This window comes from Singulisphaera acidiphila DSM 18658 (genome assembly GCF_000242455.2).
Classification (GTDB): Bacteria; Planctomycetota; Planctomycetia; order Isosphaerales; family Isosphaeraceae; genus Singulisphaera; species Singulisphaera acidiphila.
Genome location: NC_019892.1, coordinates 7,395,524 through 7,414,234, shown reverse-complemented (window position 1 = coordinate 7,414,234; position 18,711 = coordinate 7,395,524). Strand labels below are relative to the sequence as shown.

The window sequence follows — 18,711 nt, the reverse complement described above, 5'->3', positions numbered from 1 at the left end:
AATGTGTATCTCCAGATCTCGAAAGTTCCCACCGGGCCGTTGTATTCCCAGAAATCGTGTCGGATCCAACCGGCGCATCCGGCGCAAATGTCTGGGCGATGTCGTTGATGTTGGCAGTCGCATAACCCGAGAAGGTCACGCTGGCTGGGAGATCGGGCGGAGGGGTGTCTAGAGTGAGAGACAGGGCCGCTTCAGTGTTGTACATGTCCGAGTTATCGTCTAGATAGGGCACGGTTCCGAGTCGCCCCGCCACGGTAGCACTGGCACCAAGATGGCTCCCCACCGGTACGGGTTGTCTCCAAAACGCCGGCGCGGTCAATGCCCGCGATTCTAGGCGAGCCCCGGCCTGTTCGTTCACCCCCTCGGGCACAAATCGCTTGCTTTGGACCGCCCCTCGCCGCCGACTCTTGAAGCTCAGCATGGGAATTCCTGTGTCTAGGGTGTCGTGCTGGGATTATCCGCGTGTCGCCTTATTGTGCGGAAACTCGCCATGTTTATAATTCTGCGAGATCACACAGTCAACCCTCCATGTCGCCACTTGAGCAATCGGCAACTGGAAAGCGGTCTCCAAAGTCCGATCCTCGAATTGCCCACCTCAGTGGACAAGGTTGCTTACGATAACGCTTCGGCTCTCACATCAGCGTTATCGCTTCACCCACCGTTCCCACCCACCTGAACAAAACCTACCCATTTGCCAAGCCGTCACCGCCGTGGTCGAATACCTAAGTGCATGCATTTAGGGGATTGGGCGACGGGAGGGTTTGGTGATGCGCGGAACTAGGGAACGAAGAACGTCCCTGAGGATAGTTCAAGGCGTGGTCGTGCTGGCGATCCTCGCACTGGTCTCGGCAGTCAATGGGGACGACGAGGACAAGAAAATCTCGGATGAGGCTCCGGCGAAGAAAGCCTCGTCAGTGGAGCGTATCCCTGATCCCAGCTACGAGCCTAAGCGCGGCGACCACGCGATGGTCTACGGCTACTACGAGGAGACAGATCGTCTGTATCGTGTATACGGAGCAAAATACAATTTTGTCTACAGAGACTATTGGAAAGCATTGGAGATCAAGGACAGCGTTGGGGTCGACGAACTGCGGATGGGTAAAAACATGGAGTGGATACCCCAGAAAACTGGTGTTTTGGTTCTTGAAATCGAAGAGCACGAGGCTGAGGACCCGCGTCCTGACGCCGCGGTCGTGCGGATAATGGACGGACCACTCAAAGATCAAAAGCTATGGGTCGCCAGGTTCAACGTCGCCCGCCTCATCGAGAACCCGAACTATGTTCCGCCTAAGCCAGAACGAGAAGCCAAGCCAGCCAAAACAGATAAAAAAGCTAAGGAGGCTGCCCAGCAGTTGAACGCTGCCGAGAGTTACCGTCAGGGGAAGAAGTACGATTCGGCGAAGGTGTGGTACGAGCGGGTCATTCGAGACTTTGCGGACTACCCCGAGGCGGAGACGGCCCGTGAACGGCTCAAGACGCTGCCTAAGAAATGACCCGGGCCCTATCTTGGCACGGCCCGCACTCCAGCGACCCCAGCTTGGCCCCCCAGCGAGATCCGGGGTTTATCCGCGCGTGCCATTGCCGCCGGTCGCTGCTCGATTGCCGCGGGTGTAACTCTCGAATCTGGAGATCAAGCGGCGGTCCGAGTCCAGAGGCTCTCCCATTCCGGGGTGTCGGCGGTGGCGATCAGGGACGCCATGCCCTCCAGGTGATCCACGCACCAGCCCCGTCCCGGGACTTTGAGCCGACGGCCCATCCGCCGCGCCAGACTCTCCACTCCACCACTACCGATCGAGCGGCCCGTACGGAGCCGACCGTAATAGCCGAGACGGTTGGTATGCTTGGCGAAATAGCCGATCAGTTCATCGAGGCCGGCCTGACCGGCCGTCGTCCGGCCCTCGACCGGAATTGCTCCGACGTGGTCGAGCAGCCCCGGCCAGCCGTCGGCCAGGAGTGAGTGCCGCCCTCGTTCGACCCAGTCGGCGGCCTCGTCGCCGAACAGGGCGCGGCCCGCCGAGGCGAGATGCTCGCAAGCATGGAAGACGTCCAGGAGTTGCGTGGCCGCGGGGAACTGCGTCGAGGCCGCGTTCCAGATCCACTCGGCGCCGTCGCCCAGGACCGTCAACGAACCGGCCGGCTCGATCCCCAACGCCTGGGCCAGAGCGGCATCCATCGCGCCGCGAACGTCTCGCTGTCGGCGACCATGGCATAGGCCGCCTGCGCCGTCGGCCGCGGCAGTTCCCGCTCGGCCCAGGCGTTGGGTTCGGCCGGTTCGCCGAGCGGTCGCTTCAAGTACAACGCCATCTTCAGTTCCCGCCAGCCGCCGCGGGTCGGAGCCATGACGCCGTCAGTCAGGAATTCGACTTCCCCCTCGGCGTCCTCGAAGTGCGCCTTCGGCGGCTCCTGCTCGCGCCGCCGTGTCAGAGCTTGGGCGGCGCGATGACTATGCCGGCGAATCGTCTCGCCGTTGATGGGGACGCCGGCGAACTCGTGCAGGCGGTCGGAGGCGATGTCGAACGACCAACTCGCCGCCGCCAGGCAGGCCAACCGGGTAGCGTGCGGGCTGAGGAAGCCGTCGACGCCGAGGCGGGCGTCGAGGGGATGAGCCGTTAAGCCGCAGCCGTGGCACCGCAGCGAGCGACGACGCAGCGTCACCCGGCCGGCGGCGGTCACGGTCGTCTTGGCCGCCTGGTCCTTGATCGCGCGACGGCCGCCGCAGGGGCAGGCTCGGCCAGGAGCCCCTTTTTCTCGGCCGCCTGCGCCTGCTGCTGCAAGGCCGACTCCAGGGCGACGCGGGTCAACTCGCGGCCGAGTCGAACAGCGGCCAACTCGCCGACGGCCAGGACTTGACCGTCCGGAGCCGCATCGGTGACGGCCTCCAACTCGCGCGCCATCGCCAGGGCCTGTTCGACCAAGATCGACTCCAACTCCGTCCTGACCGTGACCGTCCGCTCCATCGCTTCGCCTCCAGGGGTGTCGGGGAGCATCCCGTCATACCAGGGAGGCGGCAGAATCTCCAGATTCCAGAGTTACACCCTTTGCAGATCGCCAAGCGTGCGTCTCTTTGCGCGTCCGTTGCCTTTGGCGATCCCGCCGAGATATGCTGAACGACGGCCGCGCCAAAGTTGAGGATCTGCTGAAGGATGCCGGGGCGGTGCTCGGGCGACGAGGCGTCGGCCCGCCGGCACACCCCCGCGTTTCGCTGGCCGGGGCAATCCCGGGTCTCGTCACGCAACGGGCAGTGTCCGCATCTGCTGTTCATTTCAGAACGCCACCGTGAGAGTTCCGCCGCCACCTGGCACGGTCAAGCCGTTAAGGCGCGTCGGGATTGCGAATGCGAGCAGGCTCGTGTTGCTGCAATCGATATCTATGAGGACGTCAACGTTGCGTTGAGCCACACCTGCAAGTCCCGTCGCACCTGGGTGATCAGCGAAAGAGCCACCAGGCGTGTCCTGGCACGAGGCGACGCCGTAGCTGAGCCGTAGCCTCCATTTCCCGGTCCCGCAGATTGGGGACAATGTGTAGCTGTAGTCCCAGTGCCAGAGCGGGGACGAGGCCAAAACGCAGGAACCGAGGGGGTTCGAGTAGGTTTGAGTCGGAATCGAAAGCACGCCGGAGGTCCACGCCTTGGTTATCGTGTTCCCGGTCAACGCGTGCATGCCCTGGTCGTCACCAATCGATGCGGCAGTAGGGTACGGCGTTGGGCAACCGCACACGCAGATGTGCGTAGAATCGCCTACGCAACCGAAGCCAACCCACTGAAAACGCCAATCCCCGGCCGAGGGTTCCCACGCAATCTGCACCACCTTCCCCGCCAGCTCGCTCTTCCCCTTCGACTCGTAGCAGTTCGAAGTGCCCGTGCGACCGCCCGCCATATTGCTCCAGGTGTTGGTGGTGGGGTTGTACTGCTGCTGCACGAACGAGTAGGGGTTGCCCGAGCCACTGAGCTTGACCATGATCTCGGGGTTGAAATCACAGGCGAATTTCCGCCCATCCGCGGTCTCCGTCCAGCGCAGCGGTGGCGTCACCGAGACCCGGCCCAGTCTCTTCATTTCCTCAGCGGCCGAGTTCAGCAGGTCGGCCGCCCGCTTGTCCAGGGTAAGCTCACCATTGCGGCCGCGCAGCCCGAATTGCTCGCCGGCTTTGAACCGGGGGAATTTCTTGGCCATGTCTCAGCTCGACTCTTGCCGTTTTGGTATCTTACCCCTCCTTGCGCGCACCTTGATCGAGGAGGTGCCTCATCCTGGCATTTCCGACAGGCGTTCGCACTCTCGGAACGGTCTGGCGGACGGCTCAGGCCGCCGGGGCCAAGCCGTTGAGAAGGGTTCTCCGCAATCCAGGCAAGAGTTTTTGGAAGGCATCGCGATGGCCTGGGATCATCAAAACCCATTCCAGCCATAACCAACGACGCACCGACGTGATCGCGCCTGAGAAGGTTACATCGTGCTTGCCGGGCCAGTTCACCGCGCGGACCCGCTTCCAACGCGCGGGCAACTCTGCGTACAGCCATGCGACGACGGTATACTGACCTTCCCCACGAATCGCTTACCATTACCCACAAGTTGGGGGACGGGCCCGCGACGCTTGCTCGGCGAGATTCCAACCCAGGATCAGGTCGTCCAGTCGCCGGAGGCCGCGCCAGAGGGTCGTCACGCCGGGCTCGCCATCGCCTGCGCGATCCAGTGTGAACGTCGGTCGAAAAACGTAGCGCGCGCCGGTTGAAAAACGTAGCGCCCGGTAAACAGACGTTACCTGCTCGAGCTCGCCTCGTCCACAGGGGACGATCGCTCAGCCACTCGACTTTCGTCCACGAGTCCCGTACTCGATGCCCTCCTTTCGCGATTCAAGCCATCACCGCCCCGACGACGCTTCGCCTCCTTGAGGCGATAACTCTCACTGCCCGTCTCCACGATGTGACAGCGATGGGTCAGCCGGTCCAACGCCGCCGCCGTCAAACTCGCGTCCAGCAGTACCTCCGTCCAGCGCTCGAACGGCAGGTTCGTTGTCACGATCAGACTGGTTCTCTCATATGAAGTACTGATGACATCAAAGAGCAGCTCTGCTCCCACTTTGCTCGCCGGCACGTAACCCAGCTCATCGAGCACCAACAGGTCCAGCTTGCTCAGCTGGCCCTTCAGCCTCGCCAACTGGTGCTGATCCCGTGCCTCCAGAAGGCTGGTGATCAACTCGGTCACACGCACGAAACGCACCCGCTTGCCCCGCTGGCATGCCTCCACCGCCAGTGACGTCGCCAGGTGGGTCTTCCCCGTACCCGACGCACCGACCAAAAGAATATTCTCACGCTTGTCAATGTATTCGCATCTCGAAAGTTCACGCAACAGATGCTCGGGAATCGCCGGCTGGGCCGCGAACGCGAACTCACCCAGCGTCTTCAACGCCGGAAACCTCGCCGCCTTCAGGCGTCGCGTCGCCGCTTTCCGTTCTCGCTCGATCAGCTCCAATTCGCACACCCGCAGCAGGTAGCCCAGATGGTCCACCCGTTCGCTCGCGCACTGCCGGGCCACCTTCTCACACTCCGCCCCGATCGTCGGCAGCTTCAATGACCTGAGCATGGGCTTCAAACGGACCAAGTCTCCTGGCGTTGCGTTCGGCTGGCTCATGGCTGCGCCTCCCCGCACAACGAACGGTAGCCGCTCAGATCCGGCGGCGGGACGCTGACGCGTGGCAAGTGGGGACGACCTTCCAGGTCCAACGGCGCCGTCGGCCGATCCCGCCGGTGCTCCAGGATCAAGCGCACTCCATCGACCGCCGAGATCTCCAGGCGCAAGGCCTGTTCGACCGCCGCGGTTAACTCCTCGAGCGTCGCTCGCTCCAGGAGTCGCAGGACTCGGATGTACTCGATCTGACCTCGCGGCCCATGGTCCTCGGCCAGGCGACGACGGAGTGCCGCGAAGCAAGCCGGCAGCTCCCAGCCCTCCAAGGGCAGTGCGAAGTCCAGTGCCCCTGGCTTTCGCTCCAGCAGGCCCAGGTAATGGACCGGATCGAAGATCGTCCGGCAGCGATCCCAGCACCGAGTGTGGTCGGCGACGATCGTCCCGGCCGTCTCCATCCGCACTCGTTCCACATCCGCCACCACGGTCAGACGCCGATGCGCGTATCGCGTCGGGACCGAGTAGTCGTTCCGGTCGAATCGCACCAGCGACAGCGAGTTGGCCCGGACCGCCTCCACCTGACGGATGCTCAACGGCTCCTCGGGCAGGTTGAGCAGTTCGCCTCGCTCCCGCTCCAGAAGTTGGCCGTTGGTCAGCGATTGGCCCCGCGTGGTGCGGCCCAGGTCGCCCCGGCAACTCTGCTGCAGGCGGGCATTGAGCGCGGCGAACGAATCGGCCTCGGGGACCGGCACGAGGAAGTTGCGCCGCGCGTAGCCCAGGAGCGACTCCACGTGCCCCTTCTCGTTGGGGGAACGGACGCGACAGAAATGAGACTCAAACAAGTAATGACTTTTCAGTCTGAGGAACTCGGTCGTCACGCCCTCGCCCCGCTGGCCGATGATCCGCGCCACGGCGATCCGGGTATTGTCGTAGGTGATCCGACGGGGTACGCCGCCGAAGCAGGCAAAGGCGAGGCGATGGCCCTCCTGGAAGGTGAGCGTGCATTCCCGCGGGAAGACGGCGCAGAAGATCGCATCGGAATGGGTGAGCGTCATGACGAACAGTGCGGCGGTGGAGGAATGCCCAGCGATGTCGACGACGGCGCGTCCGAAGTCCGCCTGCGCGTCGCCGGGCCGGTGGATGAGGGGAAGGAAGGCTTCGGCTTGCCCCTCCCGCCAGGCCTGGACGACGCCTTGAACCATGGTCAATCCACCCCGATAGCCGTATTCATCGCGGAGGCGCTGAAAGAGGCGACGAACGGTGTGCCGCTGCTTCCTGGGAGCCTTGCGGTCGTCCTGGAGGATTTGGTGGAGGATCGGCAAGAACGGCTCGAGCTTGGGGCGGGCGCGGGGTCGGGCCTGGCGATAGCCCGGAGGTTCGTCATGGAGGAGGATCTTTTGGAGGGTGTCCCAGTGGATGTCGAACTCGCGACAGATGGAACGCTTGCTCTGTCTGTCCACAAGGACGCGGCGGCGGATCTCGGCCCAGTTGTGCATGTGCGTGAACACCCATAGACCTCGCGACGCGTGGGTATCGAGGCGAAACGATGTTCGCCTTGGTGTACCAGACGCCACGAGTGAATCCATGAGCGCTACGTTTTTCGACCGAACATCGGAGACCGGCGCGCGCTACGTTTTTCGACTGACGTTCACACGCCGATGCGGCGAGTCAATGGTGGAGCCAGGGAAACCGCCGCGAAACGAGCGGTCAGGCTCGCAACCCTCGCCGGGCGACCAGGCCCCCGAGGGATCTCGACATCGAAGGCCCCCCGGGCTGGCTCGGTCCTCAAGGCTCGGTCGAGGAGGTTCTCGACGCGGCGACGAGGCTTGGCGCGGATCAGCAGATGAGATCCATCGCGCCGCGTGGTGGCGAAGAGATCATAGAAGTCGGCCTCGCGATCGGCCACAGTCACCACGATCATGTCCGGGGGCAATGCGGCCTCGGTGGCGTTCAAGGCGTCGATCCATCGTTGGGTTTCCTTGGCCTTAGTGGGCAACTTGTTCCGCAACTCGCGATGCCCCAATTCCTCGGGGACTCTGGCCCAAACATGCTGATGCAGCAGGCCGAGGGGAACGCCCTCGGGGTCGGCCGCCAAGACGGAGTGAGCAAGCAGCCCGACCTTGCGGCGGTTCGCCCGGTATCCCAATCCCGAAGTCGCGGGGTGAGTCGTCCAGTCCAGCGCAGTGGTGTCCTGGATGGCCAGGACCGGGCCGTTCTCGGGCAGACGGGCGAAGACGCTGTCACGATGGGCGGCCAGAATCGCCTCGGGAGAGACCCGGTCATTGTCCCAGAAGCGGTACGCGGCCTTGGCAGCCGCCCAGGAGCCGGCCGCCTGAGGGACACTGGCCTCCGGCCTCGCCGCGAGGGACTCGACGAGGACCGCGAGCCGACGATTGAGGCGACGATCACCCAAGTTCACGGAGCGGAGTTCGTGTTCTGACCACATCCCTTCGATTACGACCCGGAGAGGCAAAGAGATCGCCGGCACCCAACTTGTGGGTAATGGTGAGCAATTCGTGGGGAATTTCAGTCGTCTCTGAGGACCTGCCCGCCGTAGAGGAGCATGATCCCCTGGTCGGTGCCCAGGCGCAAGGCTCCCGAAGCGTCGATCCCCCGCCCGATCCCCTGGAGGATCTGGGGACCGAGGTCGAGGCGCACCGGCCGATCACGCAGGGCGTCGAGTTGATCCCAGCGCACGGCAAGTCCGAGGTCATCTTCGGCGAGCCGGCTGATCGATGTCTCGAAGTGGGCGATAACCCTTGCCAGAAGACGTTCACGATCGGCGGTGTCGGAGAAAGGATCGGACGTATGCTGAGTGAGTGAGGTCGCCATCCGGCGGATCTCGGCGGGGGCATCATGCAGCCGAGTGGAGACATTGATCCCGATCCCAATCAGCAACCGGACCCCGTGAGGAGACTCGACTCGTTCGGGGAGGATGCCGGCGATCTTGAGGCCCTCGACCTCAATGTCGTTGGGCCAGCGGAGCCTGATCGTTTCTCGTGGGATCCATTGCGCGAGGGCGTCGATCACGGCCACGGCCGTAGCAAGAGCCACTCTGGGCTCGTGCTCCGTACGAAGGCCGTGAGCGGCGGGGTCGATCCCGATCGTGAACGTCAGGCTTCCCTGGTCGGACCACCAGGTGTGATTGCCCCGACCTCGGCCTCGCGTCTGGCGCTCGGCCGAGACAAGGACAGGACAATCACCGAGGCCGTTGACGACAACCTGCCTGGCGAGGTCGTTGGTGGATTCAACGACCTCCTTGTACATCCAGGTCTTGATGAAGCGGCCGTTCATATCATCAATGTCGGGGAACCGGCGGGCCGTACCCGTCCTTACTGGCTAGTCATTTTGATGAGCAGTTCGCCGGTCTTGACCTGCTGGCCGACCGACGCGAGGACTTGGCCGACTCGCCCTGGCCGTTCGGCATAGAGGGTTGTTTCCATCTTCATCGCTTCGATCGAGAGCAGCTTTTGCCCCTTGCGAACGGCGTCGCCGACACTCACGGCAACGCCGACGACCAGGCCCGGCAGGGGAGACCCGATCTGGTTCGAGTCGTTGGGATCCGCCTTGGGAGTTTCGCGAACGGTGGAGGCCAGAGAGCGATCGGCAACCTCCACCTCACGGGGCTGACCGTTGAGCTCGAAGAAGACGGTTCGCTTGCCGTCGCTGTGCGGCTCGCCCACGGCGAGCAGCTTGACGATCAGCGTTTTGCCGGGTTCGATCTCGACCAGGTTTTCCGCTGCGGGATCAGGCCCGTAGAAGAAAATGGGCGTCGGAAGCATCGACGTATCGGCGTACGAGCGTTCGTGGGCCGCCAACTCAGGGAAGACGCGCGGGTAGAGAATCAGGCTGAGAGCATCCCGATCGCTGGCGGGCCGGCCCAGCAGTTCAGCGGCCTTCGTTCGCGCACCGTCGAGGTCGGCGGGAGGCATGCCGGCTCCCGGCCGGTCGGTGATCGCGGGGCGTCCCTTGAGGACTCGCTCCTGAAGCGCGGGGGGGAAGCCTCCGGGGGGCTGACCGAGCCGCCCTTCGAAGAGTTCGACCACGCTCTCGGGGAAGGCGAGTTCGCGCTCGGGATCGAGCGTGTCGGACGGCGTCAGGTTGTTTGCGACGAGGAAGAGGGCCATGTCCCCCACGACTTTCGAGGTGGGTGTAACCTTGACGATATCGCCGAAGAGTATATTGACATCGGCATACGCCTTGCAGACTTCGGGCCACCTGGACGCCAGTCCCAGTGCCTTGGCTTGCTGGAACAGGTTCGTGTACTGTCCCCCCGGCATTTCGTAGGCATACACTTCGGCTGATGGGGCGCGGAGGTCGGTCTCAAAGGGCGTATACAAGGCCCTGACCTGCTCCCAGTATCGGCTCACTTCGATCAGGGCTGCGGAATCCACCTCGGTTTCCCGGGGTGAGAATTTCAAGGCCTCGACGATGGCGTTCAGGCTGGGTTGCGAGGTCAGCCCTGCCATTGACGCGACGGCCCCATCGGCAACGTCGAGCCCCATCTCGGCGCCCTTCAAGATGCTGGCCGCCTGCGCACCGCCAATGTCGTGGGTATGGAAGTGGATCGGTACGCCCACCTCCTCGCGGAGCGCCTTGACCAAGCGCTCGGCGGCGAGGGGTTTGCAGAGACCGGACATGTCCTTGATCGCAATCAGGTTGGCCCCGCGCTTCTCCAGTTCCTTCGCCATCCGAACGTAGTAGCCCAGGTCGTACTTGGGTCGCTTCGGATCGAGGATGTCGCCGGTGTAGCAGATCGAGGCTTCGCACAAGGCCCCGGCTTCGCGTACCGCCTCGAGTGCGACCTCCATGTTGGGGATCCAGTTCAAAGCGTCGAAAACGCGGAACAGATCGATCCCTCCGGCCGCCGCCTCTTTGACGAAGCTGCGGACCACGTTGTCGGGATAGCTGGTGTAGCCAACCGCGTTCGATCCCCGCAGCAACATCTGGAAGAGAATGTTGGGGATCCGTTCTCGGAGCTGGTTGAGCCGCTCCCAAGGATCTTCCTTGAGGAACCGCATCGATGTATCAAAGGTGGCGCCTCCCCACATCTCAATCGAGAACATCTTCGGGCAGATCCGAGCGTAGGCATCGGCCACGCGAAGCATGTCGCGGGTGCGGACTCGGGTCGCCAGAAGCGACTGGTGGGCGTCACGGAACGTGGTATCGGTCAGCAGGAGCGGGGTCTGATCGCGAATCCAGCGCGAGAAGGCCTCGGCCCCTAGCTTTTTGAACAACTGACGCGAGCCTTCCGGCGGCGCGGCGACGTGGTCGTGCACCGGAGGGGCAGGCTCGGCCTGGTTGACGAAATTGGCGGGGCGGGTGACGCCGGGGAAGCCGTTGACCGTCACCTCGGCGGCGAACGTCAGGAGCTTTGTCGCCCGGTCCTGCCGGATCGGAAACCGGAACAGCTCGGGGGTTTCATCAATGAACCGAGTCGTGCAGCGGCCGTCGAGGAAGGCGGGGTGGTCGATGACGTTGAGCAGGAACGGGATGTTGGTCTTCACGCCTCGGACACGAAACTCCTGAAGCGCTCGCTCCATCCGCTTGACTGCGTCGATAAAACGTCGGCCACTGGCCGAAACCTTGACCAGCAGCGAGTCGTAAAAGGGAGTGACGATGCCTCCGGTGATGCCGGGGCCGCCGTCGAGCCGAAGACCGAGGCCGCCGGCCGATCGGTAGTGCGTGATCCGGCCGTAATCGGGCGTGAACTTGTTCACCGGATCTTCGGTCGTGATCCGGCACTGGAAGGCATAGCCGAGCGTCTGGATCGAGTCTTGGCTTGCGATTCCAATCTCAGGGTCGGAGAGTTCCGCTTCTTGCGCGATGAGAATCTGGCTCTTGACCAGGTCAATCCCGGTCACGATCTCGGTGACGGTGTGCTCGACCTGAATGCGCGGATTGACCTCGATGAAGTAGAACGTTCCCGTCTCGTCGTCGACCAAAAATTCGACGGTCCCCGCGTTGTCATAGCGAACATAACGGCCAATTTTGAGGGCCGCCTCGCAGATCGCGTCGCGGAGTTCGGGGGCGAGGTTGTACGCCGGGGCGATCTCGATGACCTTTTGATGCCTGCGCTGAACCGAGCAATCGCGCTCGTACAGGTGGACCAAATTCCCGTGGTGATCGCCCAGGAGCTGGACTTCGATATGCTTGGCCTTGCGGATGAACTTCTCGAGAAAGACATCCGGAACGCCGAAGGCAGTCGCCGCCTCGCGGCTGGCCTGTTCGATGGCGGAATCGAGCGCTTCGGCCGACTCGACCACGCGCATCCCACGGCCGCCTCCCCCCATCGAGGCCTTGACGATGACGGGATACCCGAGCTGATCCGCAATCTTGTGCGCCTCGGGGCCGGGTACGAGCGGCTCCTCGCTGCCCAACAGGACTGGGACGCCCGCCGCCTTGGCCAAGGAGCGTGCGGCCACTTTGTCCCCGAGCTTGTCGAGCAGTTCGTCGCGCGGTCCGATGAAGGCGATTCCGGCGGCCTTGCAGGCGCGGGCGAATTCCGCATTCTCCGAGAGAAAGCCGTAGCCGGGGTGGATGGCGTCCACCCCTTTTTCACGGGCCAAGGCGATGATCGCCTCGATGTTCAGATAGCTGCGGATCGGTTCGCCCGCATTGCCGACCTGATAGGCTTCATCGGCCTTAAGCCGATGCACCGCGAACCGGTCTTCGTGCGAATAAATGGCCACGGTGCGAATGCCGAGCTCGTGCGCCGACCGGAAGACCCGGATAGCGATCTCACCTCGGTTGGCCACCAGGAGCTTGCGAATCTCGGACATCGCACCATCCCAAGCAAAAACAAAAAAATGAAACCGCCCTCTTCACAAACGGAGAGGACTTAAAGAATACCAGATTAAGCTGGGAACTTGAAATTCTATCCGTCGATGGGGAAGGAGACCCGGAGCGGACAACCCGCGATGACCGGCATAATCGAGTCACACGAGTCGAGTTTATGGCCTGGGTCAAGACCGGACCATCAACCGCGAGCGAGTCTCTTGGGCATCCGACGGGATGAGTCAGGTCAAGAATCCTCAGCTTCGACCGGATTTTCCAAGGTGCCGATTCCGGAAATCGTCGCTCGCAACGTGTCACCCGGTCGAAGATAGGTGTTCGTTGATGAGCCGACGCCCGATGGTGTGCCCGTCGAAATGATATCGCCTGGTTCCAGAGTCACGAATCGGGAGAGAAACGAGACGATCGCCGCGACGGGAAAGATCATTTTGGACGTCGAGGAGTCTTGTTTGATGACGTCGTTGACAGTGAGCTGAATCGCCAAGTTTTGCGGATCCTCAACGGCATCGGCCGTCAGGATGCAGGGGCCGACGGGGCAGAAGGTGTCATGCCACTTACCGTGCTGCCAGTCGAAAAAGCGATCTCGCTCGCGCGCTTTCCGGGCGGGGTTCGGTGTGAACTTCCGATCGCTGATGTCGTTGACCACCGTATAACCCGCGACGTAGTCGAGTGCGTCGGCCTCGTCGGCATCCCGGCACGTCCGGCCCACCACCACGCCCAGTTCGCACTCCCAGTCGACATGGTCGGGCGAGACCCGAGGGATCACGACCGGATCGCCAGGGTTTGTCAGGGTCGTCGTCGGCGGCTTCATAAAGACGTAAGGAAACGTCTCCGCTCGCTCGACGCTCAGCCCGCCTCGTTCGACGATATGCTCGGCATAGTTGCCCGCGAGCAGGAGAATCTTACTAGGCGCGCCGATCGGGACTAAAATCTCAACGTCTTGGATCGGAATGGCCAACTCGCTCAACGCCAAGGGGTCGAGTGCTTCCACCCAGGACGCGAGATCGCGGACGGCATGAAAATAGGCCCCTTCCGGGGGAAGGAGATCGAGAAGGTCGTCTGTGGACGGGAGCAGCAACTCGACTCCTTGGTCCTCAGAATAGGTCTCGGCCGCCTGATCGATGGGAACCACGCAGTCATCGACGTAGAAACCCGTGAGAATCATCTCATCGAGGGAGAATCGGCAGAGTCGCATACGGGAACCTCCTGTCCAGGGTGGGAACTCGTCGCGTTACGTCCCCGATCGGCCCTTTGCGTTCGAGGCGGGTTACGATACCTCGTTCCAAGGCGAACAACAACAGACCGATCCCGATTTTCCCCCTATGGGAGTGGCCTGCTCGAATTTCTCCCGGCGGGACTCCTCTCGTCTTCGATCCAGCACAGGGCGAACCAGCCCACGCTCAAAGACCGCTGCGGAAAAAGACGACGTCTCCGTCCTTGACGACGTATTCTTTGCCCTCGAGTCGTTGCAAGTTCTTCGCCTTGACCTCTTTCATGGTTCCGAGCCGGGCCAAGTCGTCAAATGCGGTGACCTCGGCTCGGATGAATCCTTTGGCCAGGTCGGTATGGATCTTTCCCGCAGCATCGACCGCGGACCCGCCGCGCTCGAGGTTCCAACCGCGGACTTCGGGTTCGCCGGCTGTGAAGAAGGTGATAATGCCGACCGCGTCGTAAGCGCTGCGGATGATCCGGTCGCGGCCGAATTCAGTGATCCCCATGTCTTGCATGAAGCTCGAGCACTCCTCGGGGTCGAGTTGGGAAAGTTCGAGCTCGAGCTTGGCATCGAGGACAAGCGTGTCTGGAGCCATCGCCAGCAGTGAGGGGGGAATTTCCTCCCCTTGGGTTGCGTTCAGCAGCACGACTTGCGGCTTGTCGGTCAGAAGGCCAAATGACCGCATTGGCTTCTTTTCTTCCTCGGTGAGACCCAGGGTTGAGATCGGCTCACCCGATTCGAGCGTGGCGTAAACGCGTTTGATTAGCTCGAGTTCCTTGAGCTGGACCTCGCGGTCCGCTTTCGGTTTTTTGGAACTCGCCGTGAGTCGTTCGATTCGGTTGGAGACCACACTGAGGTCGGCGAAAAGCATTTCCTCACGGAACCCGGTCAGGTCGTTGGCCGGGTTCGCTCCGGCGAATGAACCGAGAACGATGAGCAGGGCGTCTCCCTCGCGAATCAAGGCAAGGCGCTGGGGGTTGTCGCCATGAGACCCAGGGATCAATCCCGGCGTGTCGAGCATCTCGACAGTGGCTGGGGTGACTTTCTTCGGCTTGTGAAGTGCCGTGAGGAAATCGAGACGAGGATCGGCCAGAGTCGCGACGCCCACCTGCCCGGCGTGGACCTTTCCAGGGTCAGGCGTCGCTCCGGTCAGCAATTGAAACAGGGTGCTCTTGCCGCTTCCCGAGAAACCGACCAGTCCGACTCGCATCGTCCGGCGCTCCTCTATTTTTTTTCGCAGCCCCTCGCCCTCTCGGCTCTTTTTTAGCAGGAAGGGTGGAGGGGCGTTCCTAATCACATAAGAACGAGATTACAGGTCAAGGGCCGAATTCAGGCGTCTTTGGAGCGAAGGCTCGCTTCCAGTGCGTCCAGTCGAGCTTCGAGGTTCATCAGGACGTCCGGAGAGAGCGTCAGGTGGCCGAAGCGGACCCGGTAGAAGGCGTCTACGACCAGGCGCGGGACATCGGCGACCGATTCGGTCTTCAGCCCGCCACCGGTCAGGAAGACCGTGGCCCGTCGTGCAAACTCGTGCTGTGTTTCCGCTGGCGGACGCTCCAGGCCGTAGTCGGTCAGGAGCTGGGTCAGGCGCCGATAGAAGACCACGCCTGCGGAAAGTGATGACGGGTCTCGATCGGCCCCACGATACCAGCGGACGATCCGTCCGATGACCCAGAGACAGGCCCGGGTCAACATCACAAGGAGAAAGAGCGCGGTGAATGAGACGAAGAACCCGCGCACGCTGATGAACTGACCCACATCCTTAAAATGAAGCAGGTTGGCAAGCAGAGGGCGAATGGACTGCCCCATCATCGCGAAACCGCTTCGTGCCTCGAGGATGAGCTGCCTGATCGGCTCGTAGATGAGGCGCTGTTGCCGATCGGCGTTATATCCGACGACAAAGAAAACCCAGATATACCGAATGAAATCGGTGAACTGGCGGAAATTCGAGCCGAATCCCCCCACCCGATTCACGGATTCACGTCGCTCGTTGGCGGGAGTTGGATCAAGGGTCAGCCACCTCGCCGGCGAATCGGCAGAGGGATCGAGCGAGGCTTCCACCCAACTGTGAGCGTGCTTCTGGCGAACGTTCAAGACCTGCGACAGTTCGTTCCAGTCGCCTCCTTTGAACCCGTTGACGAGGCGAGCCGGAATATCGACCGAACGCAACAGCAAGGCAAGGGCGCTCGCATAGTATTCGCAGTGCCCTTCCTTGCGATTGATCAGAAAGTCGAGGACCGGGTCGATCTTGCGATCCACCACGGTCATGCGGAGCGTATAGCTGAATTGACCCGAGATCCGGAGATAGGCGTCCAGCGCCCGCGCTTGGGCTTCCTTGTCATGGGCAGGAATGTTTGCGATGAGCGGGAGGGCGATTTTCCGGAGTTGTTCGCGGAGCTCGCCGGGGACGGCAAGCAGGGCCTCGCGGCGAGGAGACCGAAGCCGATCCTCACCGGGTTGAGGTGCCGTCGAGACGGCGTCGGAAATCACAACGTAGTCGAACGCCCCCGGCCGGAGCGACTCACGCATGAATGTGCCGTCATTCGAGTTGAATTCCGGACCGTGGCGTGAGCCGCCTCCCTTGATCTCGATGTCGATGACCGGTCGCAACCCGAAGAGGACGGGCGAGTCGGTCGCCTCCAGCTTGATCCATTGCTGAATCGTATGCGGCCGATCGAGGCTCGGAGGGAGAGTCAAGTATCCCTTCTCTTCGCGAAACCAGCGGCCTTCCGCATACTTGGACATCGTGACGCCGCGCCAGAGCCATTCGTCGTTTGGCTTAATCCGCTTCTGGTTCTCATCGAATAGCTCAATGCTCATCACCACGCTGTCGTTCTCGAGGATCTCACCGAGTTGGCCGAGCTGGACCTCGTCGTCGAAACCGGTGAGATGCCCGGCCACGGGGTCGGACCCTCGCGACATCCGCGCCGAGGCTCCGCGCCTGGGCATCGCGAGAAAGATCACTCCGCCCAAGGCGAGCGTCAAGGCGGTCACACGGATCCCGGAGAGGACAAACGGGAGGTCGAGCAAGCCCGGATACGCTTCATCCGAGTGCGACGCGGCCGACGCCGAGAGAGCAGAGATCGGACGAGAACCCGACCGCAACGAGTCTTGAGGCTCGGTCGTCGAGACGGTGATCACCGGACTTGCAATCGAACGATACCGTAGCGAGTCTCGATGCAACGAGAAGAGGGACAGCACCCAGAGAGTGAGGAACGCCCAGGAGAACATCAGCAGGCCCACGCGATCGCTCTGGCTGATGAAGACGCCGACGAGCACCTGCGTGAGGCCGAGCAGGACGAGAAACCAGTCGTCCTCGGGCGTCTTGGGCAGAAACATCTTGATCAACTGGAGGTAGACGAGGAAGTGGGCCAGCACTCTCAGAAGCGAGTCGGGATCGATCAGATACTCGAGTAGCACGAGGCCGATCGAGACCATTGCCAGGCCGTTGGCTGCGGGTCGAGGGAGGCCGAGCGCCGGGTTACGGTCGACGGTCATCACCGCGAGAAAACCACTGGCGGCCACCGCGATCGGAAAAAGAATGCTGAAATTATTGTCGGTGACGTCGACACTCATGGTCAACGTCGCCAATGTCAGCATCAGATAAAAACTGGTGCGGTAGAGGGTCGTGAAGATCATTGCGGGGAGCCCTCCCTGAGCGCTTCGACCTCGTCCTGCTCGCTCTCTTGAAGCATCTGAGCCGGCGAAACCCTCGGACTCGACGCCCCAGGCCTTGCTGGACTGGTGGGCTGTTCGTCAGGAAATTGGATGAACTCGGCGAGTTCGTCGTTCGATGCGTCGAGCAGGACGACCCGGCCCATCAGGCCGCGTGCGGACGCTCCCGAAAGACGCTCGGATCGTTCAGCCTCTTCGAGCAGGTTCACCGGCCTTGTGGAGACGACGACGAGTACGGCCTCGCGGAGGGTGGCCGGGGGCAGGGCATCGAACAGTGCGGAGAGCGAACCTTCGGACGAGGGGCGCATGACGGCGAGCTGTTCGAGTAACTCGTGAAGCAACTTGACTGACGCCGGCCCTTGACGAACTCCAGGGGTGGCGCCGGTCCAGCCGAGCAGAAGCCTTCGCCCCTGGTGTCGACAGGTCTCGAGGCAGATCGTCGCGGCGAACTGGATCATCTTCTCCAGCGCCTCGCGCTGTTCGGGCATGACCTTGGTCCTGGGAAGCCAAGGGTCAAGGAGAATTGCCAGATCCTGCTCGTTCTGTTGCTCGAATTCCTTGACCATCGGCTGCCCGAGTCGTGCCGAGGTCCGCCAGTGGATCCACCTGGGACTATCGCCGGGGCGATAGTCGCGGAGTCCGTGATATTCTTGTTGCTGGGCCGAGCGGTCGTGCCTGAGTCCCCGATTGGTTTCCGAGGCCTGCCTCTGGAGAAATTGCCAGCGGCGCGTCAACTGGCCGACCCTCGGATAGACGGTCAACTGAGCCGGTTCCAGCGTGGTTACGCGGCGCTCGATCAATCCGAAGGGGGACCGGGTGACCAGGTCGAGCATTCGGAATCGATACTTCCCACGCTTCGGACTCGGCCCTTGCCAGCGGAGTCGCGCCCGAGTCATTCCGGGCACCCGCGCGAAGAAAACGCGAGGCGTCACGCTGCTCGCGCCGGAGACGATTCGGTCCAAAGGGGTGAGATCGTCCTCGATGGCGAGCGCCAGGGCCGCCATCCAACGTCGCGAGTTCTCAAGCGTGTAGTGGAGCGTCAACGGCTCGCCCGAGAAGACGTAAGACGGGACGCGCCGTGTGACGCGAAGTTTTCGGAGCATCGCCGCGCTGGCGAAGATGGACGCGACAAGCGGTCCCGCCGCCAATCCGGCCACGAGGAGAATCAGGTTAATCTGCTGGTTGAGGCCCGTCGCCAGGAGACCAAACCAGACGGCGATATAAAGGAGACCTTCCCGCGTCCAGAGAAGTCTTTGAGTCGGCCACAGGCTGACGAGCACCCAGCGAGCGGACCGCTTGAGGAAGCCACGCGACTCCATGGAGACCACTTTCCTTCCGCGGTCGGCCCAAATTCAGGAAAAAAAAAGGACGGAGATCCCACGTCGATTCTGGCGTTGAGCGACCCTTTAGGGGATTCGC

General features: G+C 62.4%; 12 protein-coding genes and 1 pseudogene. 1 reads left to right on the top strand and 12 read right to left on the bottom strand.

What is annotated here, in order from left to right; all coding sequences use genetic code 11:
* Positions 1 to 767: 767 nt before the first annotated feature.
* Positions 768 to 1,493: a tetratricopeptide repeat protein gene (locus SINAC_RS28945; RefSeq protein ID WP_015249115.1), complete on the top strand. Its 726-nt coding sequence runs from the start codon at positions 768 to 770 to the stop codon at positions 1,491 to 1,493.
* 137 nt (positions 1,494 to 1,630) lie between these two features.
* Here the strand turns inward: SINAC_RS28945 and SINAC_RS39185 are convergent.
* The 12 genes and pseudogenes from SINAC_RS39185 to SINAC_RS28880 all read right to left on the bottom strand — a co-directional run bounded on the left by SINAC_RS39185 (position 1,631) and on the right by SINAC_RS28880 (position 18,611).
* A pseudogene (locus SINAC_RS39185) lies at positions 1,631 to 2,673 on the bottom strand (hypothetical protein).
* A complete protein-coding gene (locus SINAC_RS28930) occupies positions 2,670 to 2,987 on the bottom strand; it encodes a hypothetical protein (protein ID WP_044147278.1) in 318 nt (105 codons plus the stop codon). The pseudogene SINAC_RS39185 and the gene SINAC_RS28930 overlap by 4 nt, the downstream one beginning before the upstream one ends.
* A gap of 276 nt (positions 2,988 to 3,263) precedes the next feature.
* Positions 3,264 to 4,169 carry a hypothetical protein gene (locus SINAC_RS28925; RefSeq protein ID WP_015249113.1) on the bottom strand — a complete coding sequence of 302 codons (906 nt, stop codon included), beginning with the start codon at positions 4,167 to 4,169 and terminating at the stop codon, positions 3,264 to 3,266.
* Between the two features lie 579 nt (positions 4,170 to 4,748).
* Entirely contained in the window at positions 4,749 to 5,621 is an 873-nt protein-coding gene (istB, locus tag SINAC_RS28920) for an IS21-like element helper ATPase IstB (RefSeq protein ID WP_015248259.1), read from the bottom strand.
* Positions 5,618 to 7,120 carry an IS21 family transposase gene (istA, locus tag SINAC_RS28915; RefSeq protein WP_015248260.1) on the bottom strand — a complete coding sequence of 501 codons (1,503 nt, stop codon included), beginning with the start codon at positions 7,118 to 7,120 and terminating at the stop codon, positions 5,618 to 5,620. The genes istB and istA overlap by 4 nt, the downstream gene beginning before the upstream one ends.
* Before the next feature lie 140 nt (positions 7,121 to 7,260).
* Entirely contained in the window at positions 7,261 to 8,058 is a 798-nt protein-coding gene (locus tag SINAC_RS28910) for an IS4 family transposase (protein ID WP_015249112.1), read from the bottom strand.
* 80 nt (positions 8,059 to 8,138) lie between these two features.
* Positions 8,139 to 8,906, bottom strand: a complete 768-nt coding sequence (locus SINAC_RS28905) for a biotin--[acetyl-CoA-carboxylase] ligase (protein ID WP_015249111.1) — start codon at positions 8,904 to 8,906, stop codon at positions 8,139 to 8,141.
* 38 nt (positions 8,907 to 8,944) lie between these two features.
* Entirely contained in the window at positions 8,945 to 12,394 is a 3,450-nt protein-coding gene (locus SINAC_RS28900; protein ID WP_015249110.1) for a pyruvate carboxylase, read from the bottom strand.
* 242 nt (positions 12,395 to 12,636) lie between these two features.
* Positions 12,637 to 13,602: a fumarylacetoacetate hydrolase family protein gene (locus tag SINAC_RS28895; RefSeq protein ID WP_015249109.1), complete on the bottom strand. Its 966-nt coding sequence runs from the start codon at positions 13,600 to 13,602 to the stop codon at positions 12,637 to 12,639.
* A gap of 205 nt (positions 13,603 to 13,807) precedes the next feature.
* Complete coding sequence (locus SINAC_RS28890) at positions 13,808 to 14,830, bottom strand: DUF933 domain-containing protein (protein ID WP_015249108.1); 1,023 nt, start codon at positions 14,828 to 14,830, stop codon at positions 13,808 to 13,810.
* Between the two features lie 119 nt (positions 14,831 to 14,949).
* Complete coding sequence (locus SINAC_RS28885) at positions 14,950 to 17,256, bottom strand: transglutaminase TgpA family protein (RefSeq protein WP_015249107.1); 2,307 nt, start codon at positions 17,254 to 17,256, stop codon at positions 14,950 to 14,952.
* On the bottom strand, positions 17,253 to 18,611 hold the full coding sequence (locus tag SINAC_RS28880) for a DUF58 domain-containing protein (protein WP_015249106.1): 1,359 nt from the start codon (positions 18,609 to 18,611) through the stop codon (positions 17,253 to 17,255). Before SINAC_RS28880 ends, SINAC_RS28885 begins: the two co-directional genes overlap by 4 nt.
* Positions 18,612 to 18,711: the final 100 nt, after the last annotated feature.